This window comes from Ectothiorhodospira sp. 9100 (genome assembly GCF_022227565.1).
Classification (GTDB): domain Bacteria; phylum Pseudomonadota; class Gammaproteobacteria; order Ectothiorhodospirales; family Ectothiorhodospiraceae; genus Ectothiorhodospira; species Ectothiorhodospira marina.
Genome location: NZ_JAJNAN010000021.1, coordinates 40,526 through 54,882 on the forward strand (window position 1 = coordinate 40,526; position 14,357 = coordinate 54,882).

The following is a 14,357-nucleotide window of genomic DNA, read 5'->3' on the forward strand; positions in this document are numbered from 1 at the left end:
AACGCAAGGCAGCCCGGATCATGGTAGTGGACGATGAGCGGGCCAACCTGATCCTGATGGATCGCCTGCTGCGTACCGAGGGTTATTCCAATCTGGTCCTGGTGCAGGATCCCCGTGAGGTGATGGCCTCCTACCGCCAGGCGCCCACTGACCTGATCCTGCTGGACATCAAGATGCCGCATATGAACGGCTTCGAAGTGATGGAGCAGTTCGCCGCACTGGAAGATCCCCTTGTCCCTCCCATCCTGGTGCTGACGGCCCAGCATAGCCGCGATTACATGCTTCGGGCCCTGAGCAGCGGCGCGCGGGATTTTATCGGCAAGCCCTTTGACCGGGCCGAGGTGCTGGCACGGGTACGCAACATGCTGGACGTGCAACTGGCCCACCGCATGACCCATGACCAGAAGGACATGCTGGCGCAACTGGTCCACGAGCGCACCGACGAGATTCGTCGTACCCGCCTGCAAGTGGTGCAGCGTCTGGGGCGCGCCTCGGAATACCGGGATAACGAGACCGGATGCCATATCCTGCGTATGAGTCACATCTCGGCCCTGTTGGCCCAACACGTGGGTTGGGATCGTGATCACTGTGAACGCATGCTCCATGCTAGCCCCATGCACGATGTGGGCAAGATCGGCATTCCCGATCGGATCCTGCTCAAGCCGGGCAAGCTGACCCCCGAGGAGTGGGAGATCATGAAGAGCCATGCCACCATCGGCGCCGATATCCTCAGCGGCGATGATTCCGATTTACTGCTCATGGCCCGGGAAATCGCCCTCACGCACCACGAAAAATGGGATGGCAGTGGCTATCCGAAGGGGCTGGCCGGGCATGATATTCCCATGTCCGGTCGCATCTGTGCCCTGGCGGATGTATTTGACGCCCTGACCTCCTGGCGACCTTATAAGGAGGCCTGGACCGTGGAGGATGCCCTGGACCTGATCCGCAAGGGGGTGGGGCACCATTTCGACCCGGACCTGGCGGAACTCTTCTTCAGCTTGATGCCGGATATCCTGGCCATCCGTGAGCGCTTCCCGGAACCTGTTTCAAAAGCCGGTTGATCCCTCCGCGCCCCTCCCCGGGTAAGGCTCATCTCCGCTATAATGTCGGGCTTCCCCCGCCATAGGAGCCAGATCATTGGAACCCGTCAAAGTCGGCCTGTTGGGTCTTGGGACCGTGGGCAGCGGCACGGTCAGAGTGCTCAAGCGCAATAGCGACGAGATCACCCGCCGCGCTGGTCGCGGTATTGAACTCGTGGCGGCTGCCGCCCGTAATCTGGACTCCCTGGGCGACCTGGATGTGAGCGGGATGCGCCTGACCGAAGAAGCCATTGAGGTCGTGGACGATCCGCAGGTTCAGGTGATCGTCGAACTGATCGGGGGCACAACGCTGGCCCGGGAACTGGTGCTGCGCGCCATTGACCAGGGCAAGCATGTGGTCACGGCCAACAAAGCCCTGATTGCCCTTCACGGCAACGAGATCTTCAGCCGGGCTCAGGAACGCGGCGTGATGGTGGCCTTCGAGGCCGCCGTGGCTGGCGGCATCCCCATCATCAAGGCCATTCGCGAGGGCCTGGCCGGTAACCGGATCGAGTGGCTGGCTGGCATCATCAACGGCACGGGTAACTTCATCCTCACCGAGATGCGCGACAAGGGGCGGGAGTTCGCTGATGTGCTGGCGGAGGCCCAGCGTCTGGGCTACGCTGAGGCGGATCCCACCTTCGACGTGGAAGGCGTGGATGCGGCCCACAAACTGACCATCCTGGCCTCCATCGCCTTTGGCATCCCGCTGCAGTTCGACCGGGTTTATACCGAGGGTATCTCCGGCATCTCCCGGGACGACGTGGTCTACGCCAATGAGCTGGGCTATCGCATCAAGCATCTGGGTATTTCCCGCCGGGTGAAGGGTGGCATCGAACTGCGAGTGCATCCCACCCTCATCCCGGAACGCCGGCTGATTGCTAACGTGGACGGTGTGCTCAATGCCGTGCTGGTCTGGGGGGACGCCGTGGGCCCAACCCTCTATTACGGCCCCGGTGCCGGCTCCGAGCCCACCGCCTCGGCGGTGGTGGCCGACTTGGTGGATGTGGTGCGCGCCCTGACCACGGACCCCGAGAATCGGGTTCCGCACCTGGCATTCCAGGCCGATGCCCTGTCGGATGTGCCCATTCTCTCCATGGACGACGTGCAAACCGCTTTTTACCTGCGACTGCGGGTGGTGGACCGTCCCGGCGTGATGGCCGATATCACCCGCATCCTGGCGGACCTGGACATCAGCATCGAGGCCATCATGCAGAAGGAGCCGGATGAAGACACCCACGAGGCCGATGTGATCATGCTGACCCACCAGGTGCGTGAGGGTAATCTCAATCAGGCCATCGGCCGCATCGAGGGCCTGGATAGCGTGATCACCCCGGTGACCCGCATTCGCCTGGAAAACCTCAAGTAACACCGCGTCAAGACGCCCCGACCCCGAGATCCGACCATGCCTTTCCGACCCCGTTACACCGGCATCATTGAACGCTATCGTGACCGCCTGCCGGTGCACGACGATGCCCGCATCATCTCTCTGGGCGAGGGCAATACGCCCTTGATCCGGTTGAACAACATCCCTCGGGTGCTGGGCAAGGAAGTGGACATCTACGTGAAGTTCGAAGGACTCAACCCCACGGGTTCCTTCAAGGACCGGGGCATGACCATGGCCGTCACCCGTGCCGTGGAGGAGGGTTCCCGCGCCATCATCTGTGCCTCTACCGGCAACACCTCTGCCTCAGCGGCCGCTTATGCCGCCCGCGCCGGCATCACCGCCTTCGTGCTGATCCCCGATGGCAAGATTGCCCAGGGCAAGCTGGCCCAGGCCATGATGCATGGCTCCACGGTGATCCAGATCAAGGGCAATTTCGATGATGGGATGCGCCTGGTGAAGCAGGTCGCCGAAACCTCACCGGTGACAGTGGTCAACTCGGTCAATCCCTACCGCCTGCAGGGGCAGAAGACGGCAGCCTTCGAGATTGTGGAAGAACTGGGCCGTGCCCCGGATTACCACTGCCTTCCGGTAGGAAACGCCGGCAATATCACCGCCCACTGGATCGGTTATTGTGAGTATTCGTCCGGCTCGGGTGATCATGTCACAGAGGCCTGCGGCTTCTGCAAGGGGCGTTGCATGTACGCTGGCGGGGCTATTGTGGGGAATCGCCCACGCATGGTGGGTTACCAGGCCAGCGGCAGTGCCCCCTTCATGCGCGGCGCCATGGTCGATGATCCGGACACTGTGGCCACCGCCATCCGCATTGGTCATCCCCAGTCCTGGGACTATGCCTGGAAGGTGAAGGAGGAGTCCGGTGGTTGGTTTGATGAATGCGCCGATGAAGAGATCCTGGCGGCTCAAAAAATGCTGGCCGAGCGGGAGGGCGTGTTCTGCGAGCCGGCTTCCGCCACCTCGCTGGCCGGCGCCCTGCGGGATGTGAAGGCCGGCAAGATCCCGGAAGGCTCCAGCATTGTCTGCACCCTGACGGGTCACGGCCTGAAGGATCCGGACATTGCCATCCAGCAGAGCATCCGTGCCCCGCAGACGGTGGAGGCGGACCTGGAGTCGGTAAAGCGGGCCATTCTGGAGAATATAGACTGAGGTGATGGGGCAGCGGCTCCCACCCTCACCCCAACCCCTCTCCCGCCAGCGGGAGAGGGGCTCTAAGGCTCCCTTCTTCCCTCCGGGGAGAAGGGCTGGGGATGAGGGGGCGGCGGGCACCCTCCCACCCACTGCCCGTTCAAACCTCCCCCAGCCGCCCCGTCCAGTCCCGTGCAAACTGCCATGCTACCCGGCCGCTGCGCGATCCCCTCAGCAAGGCATACTGCAAGGCCTCGCGCTGCGCGGCCTCCGTCAATGTCCCTCCGCCCAGATGCCCCAGCCAGTGGGTGACCACCTCCAGGTACTGAGCCTGGGAAAAGGGATGAAAGGCCACCCAAAGCCCGAACCGCTCGGATAACGATACCTTCTCCTCCACCGCCTCGCCGGGATGGATCTCGTCATCCACACGCTTCACTTCCAGGTTATCCACATTGCGCTCGGGCATCAGGTGGCGACGGTTGGAGGTGGCGTAGATGATCACATTCTCTGGCGTGGCCTCCAGATCCCCATCCAGTGCCGCCTTCAGTGCCTTGTAGGCCGGTTCGTTGGCCTCGAAGGACAGGTCATCGGCAAACAGCACGAAGCGCTCCGGCCGGTCACGCAGTGGCGCCACAATGCGGGGCAGGTCCACCAATTCGTGGGCATCCACCTGCACCAGGCGCAGCCCCTCATTGGCATACCGGGTGAGGAGCGCGCGCATCAAGGAGGACTTGCCCGTGCCCCGGGCACCCCAGAGCAAGGCATTGTTGGCGGGCCGCCCAGCAATGAACTGTCGGGTGTTACGCTCCAGCAACGCGCGAGGGCGCTCGATATGCAAAAGGTCATCGAGCGCCAGGGGGGTGATCTGGTTGATGGGCTGTAACTGGCCCCGGCGCCAACGAAAGGCCGGCGCCTCCCACCGAATGGGTGGGGCAGGTGCCGGCAGCATGCCCTCCAAGCGCTCCAGGAGGGATTCTGCCCGGCGGAGCACGCCATCCAGGTCTGCACGATCAGGCATTCGGCACCTCTAGCCTTCGCGATTGCTCAAAGTGAGGCTTTCCACTGCCAGAAACACCTCTCTTAAAAACAGCCCCAGGGCAGTGATCAGGCTGACCATGGCCAGCACAAACATGGCGCCCACCAATCGGGGATGTTCCATCTCAAAAAGGAAGTCCAGAAACACGGTGACAATGGTCAGACACACCAGCATCGCCGTGGTAATGCACAGCGTCATGCCCCAATGGACCAATCGCGCCCGATCATCCAGAATTCGCAATTCCCGGGCTGTTAATTCACGACGCCTCGCATCGGGGGCGTGCATCAGATGGGCCAGATGCCGGCGGCGATCCACCACCCGGCCAAGGCGGGCAACAAAGGCATTCACAAAGCCGGCAATGCCCACCAAAAGGAAAACGGGTGCCACGGACAGTTGAATGACTTGAGATATTTCAATGGGTGAAGTCTGGTCGATCACAACGATTATTGCTCCAGTGGTATTCAATAGATGAAATCAACTATATCCATAAATCGTTTGGTCATGCATCCTGTGCTATGTTACGGATGAATACCCCTTCGCGAGGTAATGCATCATGAGCGAACATGCCAGAATCGGCGACTTGCCTCAGGTGGGTGTGGAATTCATGGACGATGATCACGAGGAAGCTATGGGCCTTCTGGCCCGCGTGGTTGAAACCCTGGAAGCATCCCGGAGTGATCACGCCGCGCCAGAAAGTCTGCGCCGTGACCTGCGTGACTTCATCGAGCACAGCCGCGCGCATTTTCGGCGTGAGGAGGTGATCATGAAGGCCGTGCATTTCCCGCCGTTCCACATCCACAAGAACGAGCACGATCAGCGGCTGGAGGAATTGGTCACCTACGTGGATGATCTGGATTCCGGCGTCATTGGACTGGAGGATTTGAAGGACAAGTTCCTCAATGAATTCCTCCCCTGGTACCAACGTCACTGTGCCACCATGGACCAGGCAACCGCCCGCTATGTGGAAAAGCAGGCGGCCGCCACGGGACAGTCCAAGGCCTGAACTGATATGCCGCAATCCACCCAGCACCCCTGACGACAAGGCAGCGGTCCTGGGTGTCGATGGACTCAAGCCTCCAGACGACGATATTTTACTCGGTGGGGCTGATCCGCGTCACTGCCCAGGCGCTTGTGGCGATCTTCCTCGTAATCCTGGTAATTCCCCTCGAAGAAGACCACGTTGCCATCCTCTTCAAAGGCCAGGATGTGGGTGGCGATACGGTCCAGGAACCAACGATCGTGCGAGATCACCACGGCGCTGCCGGGGAAGTCCAGAATGGCCTCTTCCAGGGCCCGCAGGGTTTCCACATCCAGATCGTTGGTTGGCTCATCCAGCAGCAGGAGGTTGCCACCGCTGCGCAGCAGCTTGGCCAGATGCACGCGGTTGCGCTCTCCGCCGGAGAGTTCCTTCATGAGCTTCTGCTGATCGCTGCCCTTGAAGTTGAAGCGGCCCACATAGGCCCGTGAGGGCATCTGGAAACTGCCCACATGGATGATGTCCTGGCCATCCGAGACTTCCTCCCAGACCGTGCGCTGATCCTGCAGGGCATCCCGTGTCTGGTCCACATAGGCCACCTGCACGGTCTCGCCAACGCGGATCTCACCCGAGTCCGGCGTCTCCTGGCCGACGATCATGCGGAACAGGGTGGACTTGCCCACACCGTTGGGGCCGATGACGCCGACGATGCCTCCGCGGGGCAGGGAAAAGGAAAGGTCTTCATAAAGCACCCGATCACCATAGGACTTGGTTACACCGTTCAACTCCACGACCAGGTCGCCCAGACGCGGGCCCGGCGGGATATAGATCTCCTTGGTCTCACTGCGTTTCTGGTAGTCCTGTGAAGAGAGTTCCTCAAAGCGCTTGAGGCGGGCCTTGCTTTTGGCGGAACGCCCCTTGGGGTTGCTGCGTACCCACTCCAGTTCGGATTCCATGTTCTTGCGGCGGGCGCTTTCCTGCTTCTCCTCGATTTCCAGGCGCTTCTCCTTTTGTTCCAGCCAGGAGGAGTAGTTACCCTGCCAGGGGATGCCGTGCCCGCGGTCCAGTTCCAGAATCCAGCCCGCCACGTTATCCAGAAAGTAACGGTCGTGTGTCACCGCCACCACGGTGCCGCTGAATTCTGAGAGAAAACGCTCCAGCCACGCCACCGATTCGGCATCCAGGTGGTTGGTGGGCTCGTCCAGGATCAGCATGTCGGGGGCTGAGAGCAGCAAGCGGCACAGGGCCACGCGACGGCGCTCTCCACCAGACAGCTTGGTGACGTCGGCATCCCAGGGCGGCAGACGCAGGGCATCGGCGGCCACTTCCAGTTTGCGATCCAGATCCCAGGCACCGGCGGAATCGATGCGATCCTGAAGTTCCGCCTGCTCAGCCAGCAAGGTATCGAAATCCGCATCCGGATTGGCAAATTCTTCAGCAATGGCGTTGAAGCGATCCACGAGGGCCTTCACTTCGCCAACACCATCCTCCACATTGCCGCGCACATCCTTGTCTGGATCCAGGTGGGGTTCCTGGGAGAGGTAGCCGATATGGATGCCCGGCTGTGGGCGGGCTTCACCGATGTACTCGTTGTCCAGTCCTGCCATGATGCGCAGTAGGGTGGATTTACCCGCGCCATTGTAGCCCAGTACGCCAATCTTGGCGCCCGGGAAGAAATTCAGCGAGATGTCCTTGAGGATTTCCTTCTTGGGCGGGACGACCTTGCCCACACCATTCATGGTGTAGATATATTGGGCCATATAAAACCTGTTTGGGGAAGTGTTGTGCGATGAAAACGGGCGCTGGCCCGGTGACTTGCCAGCATTATCCTGAAGTTAACCGCCAGTTTCTACCGGTCACACCGGCAAGTGCCCAAATGCACGGGTTTTTTTATCTTGAAAGGCGACCTGCCTTTTGGCAGGCTAGACGCATTCCAATCGCGAAACCCGGATGCCTACTCCTCCCACCCTAGCCCTCGCGCGACGTCAATCCACACCGCGTGGTCGGCTGGGGTCACGCCCCCTGCTGGCAGGTGCGCTGGCCATGGTAGTGGCCGTGGCGGTCTTTACCGGTGTGGACAACATGCTGGAGCAGCGCCTGGAAGATCGGGCCCGGGGGCAGGTTATTGGTGAACTCTCCACCGTCCGGGCCCGTCTGGAAGGCGAGCTCAATGCCACGATCCATCTCACCATGGTCATGGCCACCTACGCGGGTATTCATCCCGACATGGGCGAGAGTGAGTTCCGACGGGTGGCGAGGGAACTCTATCGTCAACGGGGCGATATGATTTACAACATCACCCTGGCACCGGATAACGTCATTCGATTCATTTACCCGAGAATAGGCAATAGGGCCGTCCTGGGATTGAACCTGGAGACCCACCCGGAACAGGGTGAGTCGGTGTATCGGATGATGCAGGCCGCTGATACGGTACTGGCCGGCCCCTGGACGCTGGTTCAGGGAGGGGAAGGGCTGATCATCCGCACGCCCGTGTACTTGAATTCGGATCGTAGCAGGTATGATCCCGAGGCCTACTGGGGGCTGACCAGTATTCCCATCGACATGGAGGCCATTTACCAGATCACGGGCCTGCTCGATCTGGAGGAACGGCTGGATATCGCCATTCGCGGGCGCGATGGCCGAGGCCCGGCCGGTGCCGTGTTTTTTGGTGACCCGGAACTTTTTACCGCAGACAGCCTGCGCCAGGAGGTCATCATCAAGGGCGGGCGTTGGGAGTTGGCCGGTCGACCCAAGGGAGGATGGGCAGCCGTCACCACGCGGCCCCTGGCCTGGCATCTCACCGGGATCGCCTTGGTGCTGACAGCCGGTGCCCTGGCCTGGCGCATGGCTCAGCAATCCGAACGCGTTCGAGTTTCTCAAGCATCGCATCAAAGCCTCAGCGAGCGCCTCAGGGCCACTATCGCAGCCATGCCGGACATCTGCTTCATCCTGGATGCCGAAGGCTGTTACCTGGAAGTGTTTGGCGGCCATGACCCCGACGTATACCACACCAGTCATCAGGCCCTGGTGGGGCGGACCCTGCACGAGGTCATGCCCCAGGATAAAGCGGACCTGTTCCTGGCCCGAATTCACGAGACCCTGCGCACCGGCAAGCTCCAATCCATTGAATACCCCCTCTCGGTGGAGGAAGTGGACGGCGTTGAACCGGAAAGCGGCCCCGCTGGCACCCAATGGTTCGAGGGACGCCTCACCCCCTTGGGGAAACACGTCATGGGTCGCCCGGCAGTGATCTGGCTATCCGTGAACATCACCCAGCGCAAGAAGGCCCAGGACAACATGCGCTACATGGCCCTGCACGATGCGCTGACCGGCTTGGCCAATCGTACCCTGCTCAGGGATCGCATGGTTCACGCCATCGCTCAGGCACGACGGGAGCAGAGTCGGATTGCCGTGATGTACATCGACCTGGACAACTTCAAGCCCATCAATGACGCTCTGGGTCACGATGCCGGGGATACGGTACTGTGCGAAGTGGCGCAACGGCTCAATGAGTCGGTACGGGATTCGGACACGGTGGCCCGGGTCGGCGGTGATGAATTCGTGATCCTGCTGGAAAACCTGCCGGACCCGGAACTGGCCAGGGGCATCGGCGAAAAAATCCTGGAAGTGCTTGCCAGACCAATACAGGCCAAGGGTCGTGCCTGCACGGTCACCACCAGCATCGGCATCAGTGTGTACCCCGACCATGGCGAGACCTATGAATCCTTGCTGGGGGCGGCGGACCAGGCCCTTTACGAGGCCAAGTCACTGGGCAAGAACCGCTACTGGCAGGCTTCTGGCGCCAGCCCCATTGGCATCAGTTCCTGATACCAATGCCCTTGTTCAGCAGGAACAGGGCCACCCCATACAGGATCAGCACGAAGCCGATAATGATGCCGTAGGAGGTCGCCAGACCGATATCGGCCACACCCAGGAAGCCGTAGCGAAAGGCATTCACCATGTACAGGATCGGATTCAGCATGGAGGCGCCCTGCCAGAACTCCGGTAGCAGGGTGATCGAATAGAACACACCTCCCAGATAGGTCAAGGGTGTCAGGATGAACGTGGGAATGATGGAGATGTCATCGAAACTGCGGGCGAAGACGCCATTGATCAGCCCCGCCAGGGCGAACAGTGTGGCTGTGAGCACCACCACCGACAGCGTGACCGCCAGGTTGTGGATGGCCAGCGGGCTGAAGACCATGGACACCAGTGTCACAGCGATACCCACTGCCAGACCACGGCAGACACCACCGCCCACGAACCCCAGAATAATCAGATAATTCGGCACCGGTGAGACCAGCATTTCCTCCAGGTGCCGCTGAAACTTGGCGCTATAGAAAGAGGACACCACATTGGAGTAGGCATTGGTGATCACCGCCATCATGATCAGGCCGGGCACGATGAAGTCCATGTAGCGAATCCCTTCCATATCCCCGATGCGTGAACCGATCAGCCCGCCGAAGATGATGAAATACAGCCCCATGGTGATCACCGGAGGCAGGATGGTCTGGATCCAGATGCGAGAAAAACGCAGGATTTCCTTGGTGAGGATGGTCCTGAAAGCCACCCAGTTGGTATAGCCGCTCATTGCGTATCCACTCCCGGGTTACGGCTCTTGTCCACCATGCTCATGAAGAGCTGTTCCAGACGGTTGGTCTTGTTGCGCATGCTGCGCACTTGAACACCCTCCTGATTGAGGTCCACGAAGAGTTGATTCAGGCTGACGTCACGATCCACATCCGCCTCCAGGGTGAGCTCATCCACCCAGCGCAGTCGATGCTGGGGCAGGGTGGGCAACTGCATCAGCGGTTGGCTCAGATCCAGGATGAAGGTTTCCGTGTTGAGCTGGTGGAGCAGGCCCTTCATGGTGGTGTTCTCGATGATGCGCCCATGGTCAATGATGCCGATATTGCGGCACAGGCTCTCAGCCTCCTCCAGATAGTGGGTGGTGAGGATGATCGTGCAGCCCTCACGGTTGATCTCCCGCAGGAAGGTCCACATGGAACGCCGGATCTCGATATCAACTCCCGCCGTGGGCTCATCCAGGATCAGCAACCGGGGTTCGTGCACCAGGGCACGAGCAATCATCAGGCGGCGTTTCATGCCCCCTGAAAGCAGCCGGGCCATCCCCTTGCGCTTGTCCCACAGGCCCAGCTCCACCAGATATTTCTCGGCTCGTTTCCAGGCCTCCTTGCGGGGAATGCCATAATACCCGGCCTGATTGACGACGATCTCCTCCACGGGCTCGAACACGTTGAAGTTGAACTCCTGGGGCACCAGCCCCAAACAACGTTTGGCGGCGTAGAGGTCCTTGTCCAGGTCGTGACCGAAGATGGAGACGCTGCCCCCGGACTTGTTCACCAGGGAGGCCACAATGCTGATGGTGGTGGATTTTCCGGCCCCGTTGGGGCCGAGCAGGGCGTAGAAATCGCCGGGTGCCACCTGCAGATCAATGCCTTTGAGGGCCTCGAATCCGTTCTTGTAGGTCTTGGTCAGGTGCTGGATGGACAGGGCGTGAGACATTGGCAATCCGTGATCCGCTCCGGGAGATGGGCAAGCCAGGGATTTTAACAGATCCGTTTCCCCGGGTCGGGATGATAAATTATCGGGATACACTCATTGGACCCGGACCCATGAACGACTGTTTCGAACTCCACAACGCCGCACAGGCGACCACCCTGATCCCTTTGGATGCCAACCTTTTTGACGCCTGGCTGGAACGGCAACCGGAGCGGATGCGCAACTGGGTGAAGGCCTCTCGCTTTCAGGCCAGGGCGGGCCACCATCTGGCATTACCGGAAACCGACGGCTGCGTAAGGCGGATTCTGGTGGGCATCGACCTGGAGGCCACTACCTGGGCAGTGGCAGACCTGCCGGGAAAACTGAGAGAAGGGGTGTACACCCTGGACTGTGACTGGACGCCGGAGCGCCGGGTTCAGGCGGCCATCGGGTGGGGACTGGGCAGCTACCGGTTCGAGCGCTATCGCCGTTCAGATGCACCGCGTGCGCGCCTGAGTCTTGCGGGCCTGGACAATGATCAGGTGAAACGGGTTGAGCACACCGTCGCTGCCATCGGTCTGGTGCGAGATCTCATCAACACACCGGCTGAGGACATGATGCCCGAACACCTGGCCGAATCCGCGGAACAATTGGGCAAGACTTTCGGTGCCACGGTGCGGCAGGTGGTGGGGGATGACCTGCTGGAAGCGCATTATCCCAGCATTCACCGGGTGGGTCGGGCCAGTCATCATGCCCCGAGGGTGATCGATCTGCAGTGGGGGGATGATGCACATCCTCAAGTGACTCTGGTGGGAAAGGGCGTGTGTTTCGATACCGGGGGGCTCGATATCAAGCCGAGCAACGGCATGCGTCTCATGAAAAAGGACATGGGGGGCGCCGCCCATGTGCTGGGCCTGGCGCACTTGATCATGGCCGCGGGCCTGCCGGTGCGTCTGCGGGTGCTGATTGGCGCCGTGGATAACGCCATTGACGGCAACGCCTTTCGGCCGGGGGACGTGATCACCACCCGTAAGGGGCTCACCGTGGAAGTGGATAACACCGATGCCGAGGGTCGCCTGGTGTTATGTGATCTGCTCACCCAGGCCTGCGAGGAGACCCCCGCCCTGATCATCGACTTTGCCACGCTTACGGGGGCGGCTCGGGTGGCGGTGGGCACGGAGATCGCGGCCTTCCTGACCGATGCCAGTGAGCTGGTCCATGGCCTGTATCGTCATGCCGAGAAACAGGAAGATCCTTGCTGGCGGCTGCCCCTGCACGAGCCCTACCAGGAATTGCTGGAGAGTTCCGTGGCGGATCTGGCCAACAGCGGGAGCACCCCGTACGCGGGGGCAATCACCGCCGGGCTGTTTCTCAAGGCCTTCGTGCCTCAGACCCAACCCTGGATTCATTTCGACGTGATGGCCTGGAACACCCGGGCGCGCCCGGGACGCCCCAAGGGTGGCGAGGCTCTGGGAGTGCGTGCAGTATTCGCCTGGCTGGAGGAGCGCTTCAGTACGCCCCAAGATCCAGACTACCGCGATTGATCCGGGAAACCGCGAGGGCATAGGCGGCGGTGCGGTGATCCAGGTGTGGCCCGCCTTCGCGCCGAAAACGGGCGATTTCCTGGAACGCCACCCGCATCGCATCGTCCAGGCCGGAGCGCACCAGGTCCACTTCTTCCGCGCCACGGATCAGGTTCTCACGCATCCAGGTGGGCGTCTTTTCACCACTCATCGTCTCCAGCGCGGAGACGATGTGTTCGCCTCGTGTCTCATCCAGACGACGTTGCAGGCGACCGAAACGCATATGGGAGAGGTTACGGATCCACTCGAAATAGGACACCACCACGCCGCCGGCATTGGCGTAGATGTCCGGCAGGATCACCGCCCCCTTGCGACGCAGGATCTCATCGGCCTCATAGGTGATGGGGCCATTGGCGGCCTCGATGATCAAGGGAGCGCGGATACCTTCAGCATTGTCCTTGTGAATCACCCTTCCAGGGCGGCGGGGATCAGCACGTCACAATCCTCCGCCAGCACGCTCGCCCCTTTATCCACAAACCGGGCGTTGGGGTAACCCAATACCGTGCCATGCTCGTTCATGTAGCAGCGCACCGATTCCACCGAGAGGCCACGCTCATTGACCAGCGCCCCTTCGCGCTCAATGATCCCGATAATGCGGGCACCGTCTTCTTCCTGCAGAAACCTGGCGGCGTGATATCCCACATTGCCCAGACCCTGAACGATGATGCGCTTGCCCTCCAGGGAGCCCTGCAGACCTGCCTCCTGCACCTCGGAGGGGTGGCGGAAGAACTCCCGAAGGGTGTACTGGATGCCTCGCCCCGTGGCCTCCAGTCTTCCTGGCATCCCGCCCAGGTCCACGGGCTTGCCGGTCACACAGCCCATATAGTTGATATCTTCCGGATAAAGGTTTTTGTAGGTGTCCAGAATCCAGGCCATTTCCCGTTGTCCAGTCCCCACATCGGGGGCCGGCACGTTGGTGGCCGGACTGAGGAATCCCCGACGTGCCAGCTCCCGGGCGAAGCGCCGTGTGATCAGTTCCATTTCGTCCCGATCATACTGGCTGGGATCAATGCACAGGCCCCCCTTGGAGCCGCCGAAGGGCACGTCCATGATGGCGCATTTGTAGGTCATCAGTGCAGCCAGGGCCTCTGTATCGTCCTGATCCACGGCCGGAGAAAAGCGCAAACCGCCCTTGGCGGGCAGGTGGTGCGTGCTGTGCACGGCTCGCCAGCCGGTGAAGGTGCGTACCTCGCCGCGTAGCTTGATGGGGAATGAGACCTGCAGGGTGGCGTTGCAGGTCTTCAGGGCGCGATCAGCGCCGGGCTCCAGTTTGACTTCCTTGAGGGCCCGATCCAGCATCAGGGCCACGTTCTGCTGAAAACTTCCGGAGCGGGTAGCGATCGGATGGTCGCTCATGAAACCTCCTGGTTGACGGTTGCGGCGCGTTGACCCGAGTTCTACCGGTGGGTGCGCCAAGCGTCGTGAAAGGGCGACGACGACAGGGTGTTCAGGAACGTGAAAGTTTCCGGCGGCGCTCCTCGTCGGCCTTTTCCCGCAGTGCGCGGGCCGTGTTCTTTTCCGGGTTACTGAAGACAAAGCGCCCAGCGAGCACACAGCCCTTCATGCCCGGCTCACAAGGCCGATCATCCAGATGACCGCAGAGGCCCTTGCTTTCATGAGGACAGCCCCATCCACCCATATTCAGCTCCTATGG

General features: G+C 61.1%; 11 protein-coding genes and 1 pseudogene. 6 read left to right on the forward strand and 6 right to left on the reverse strand.

Annotation, left to right across the window (positions count from 1 at the left end; genetic code table 11):
- Nucleotides 1-20: 20 nt before the first annotated feature.
- The 3 genes from LPW29_RS08445 (at nt 21) to thrC (ending at nt 3,627) form a co-directional block, all read left to right on the forward strand.
- Complete coding sequence (locus LPW29_RS08445) at nt 21-1,061, forward strand: HD-GYP domain-containing protein (protein WP_238627650.1); 1,041 nt, start codon at nt 21-23, stop codon at nt 1,059-1,061.
- A gap of 76 nt (nt 1,062-1,137) precedes the next feature.
- Nucleotides 1,138-2,448, forward strand: coding sequence for a homoserine dehydrogenase (locus LPW29_RS08450; RefSeq protein ID WP_238627639.1), 1,311 nt, complete (start codon nt 1,138-1,140; stop codon nt 2,446-2,448).
- 36 nt (nt 2,449-2,484) lie between these two features.
- On the forward strand, nt 2,485-3,627 hold the full coding sequence (gene thrC, locus LPW29_RS08455; protein ID WP_238627640.1) for a threonine synthase: 1,143 nt from the start codon (nt 2,485-2,487) through the stop codon (nt 3,625-3,627).
- Nucleotides 3,628-3,766: 139 nt separating this feature from the next.
- Here thrC and LPW29_RS08460 read toward each other — a convergent pair whose 3' ends face one another.
- Both LPW29_RS08460 and LPW29_RS08465 read right to left on the reverse strand, forming a co-directional pair.
- Nucleotides 3,767-4,624 (reverse strand): ATP-binding protein, encoded by an 858-nt coding sequence (locus tag LPW29_RS08460; protein ID WP_238627641.1) that lies wholly within the window; start codon nt 4,622-4,624, stop codon nt 3,767-3,769.
- 9 nt (nt 4,625-4,633) lie between these two features.
- Nucleotides 4,634-5,029 (reverse strand): DUF2721 domain-containing protein, encoded by a 396-nt coding sequence (locus LPW29_RS08465; protein WP_238627642.1) that lies wholly within the window; start codon nt 5,027-5,029, stop codon nt 4,634-4,636.
- Between the two features lie 166 nt (nt 5,030-5,195).
- Here LPW29_RS08465 and LPW29_RS08470 point away from each other — a divergent pair, with 166 nt between their 5' ends.
- The gene (locus LPW29_RS08470) at nt 5,196-5,645 is read left to right on the forward strand and encodes a bacteriohemerythrin (protein WP_238627643.1); all 450 of its coding nucleotides are present in this window, start codon (nt 5,196-5,198) and stop codon (nt 5,643-5,645) included.
- A 65-nt stretch (nt 5,646-5,710) separates the two neighbouring features.
- Here LPW29_RS08470 and ettA read toward each other — a convergent pair whose 3' ends face one another.
- Nucleotides 5,711-7,378 carry an energy-dependent translational throttle protein EttA gene (gene ettA, locus LPW29_RS08475; protein WP_238627644.1) on the reverse strand — a complete coding sequence of 556 codons (1,668 nt, stop codon included), beginning with the start codon at nt 7,376-7,378 and terminating at the stop codon, nt 5,711-5,713.
- Nucleotides 7,379-7,568: 190 nt separating this feature from the next.
- Between ettA and LPW29_RS08480 the strand changes: the two genes are divergently transcribed.
- Nucleotides 7,569-9,446, forward strand: coding sequence for a sensor domain-containing diguanylate cyclase (locus tag LPW29_RS08480; RefSeq protein WP_238627645.1), 1,878 nt, complete (start codon nt 7,569-7,571; stop codon nt 9,444-9,446).
- Here the strand turns inward: LPW29_RS08480 and LPW29_RS08485 are convergent.
- Both LPW29_RS08485 and LPW29_RS08490 read right to left on the reverse strand, forming a co-directional pair.
- Nucleotides 9,436-10,209 carry an ABC transporter permease gene (locus LPW29_RS08485; RefSeq protein WP_238627646.1) on the reverse strand — a complete coding sequence of 258 codons (774 nt, stop codon included), beginning with the start codon at nt 10,207-10,209 and terminating at the stop codon, nt 9,436-9,438. The two genes, LPW29_RS08480 and LPW29_RS08485, sit on opposite strands and share 11 nt — an antisense overlap.
- Entirely contained in the window at nt 10,206-11,144 is a 939-nt protein-coding gene (locus LPW29_RS08490) for an ABC transporter ATP-binding protein (RefSeq protein ID WP_090254710.1), read from the reverse strand. Before LPW29_RS08490 ends, LPW29_RS08485 begins: the two co-directional genes overlap by 4 nt.
- Before the next feature lie 110 nt (nt 11,145-11,254).
- On the opposite strand from LPW29_RS08490, the gene LPW29_RS08495 reads away from it, so the two are divergent.
- Entirely contained in the window at nt 11,255-12,664 is a 1,410-nt protein-coding gene (locus LPW29_RS08495) for a leucyl aminopeptidase family protein (RefSeq protein ID WP_238627647.1), read from the forward strand.
- Here LPW29_RS08495 and LPW29_RS08500 read toward each other — a convergent pair.
- Nucleotides 12,630-14,002, reverse strand: a pseudogene (locus LPW29_RS08500) (Glu/Leu/Phe/Val family dehydrogenase). The gene LPW29_RS08495 and the pseudogene LPW29_RS08500 sit on opposite strands and share 35 nt — an antisense overlap.
- Between the last annotated feature and the right edge of the window lie 355 nt (nt 14,003-14,357).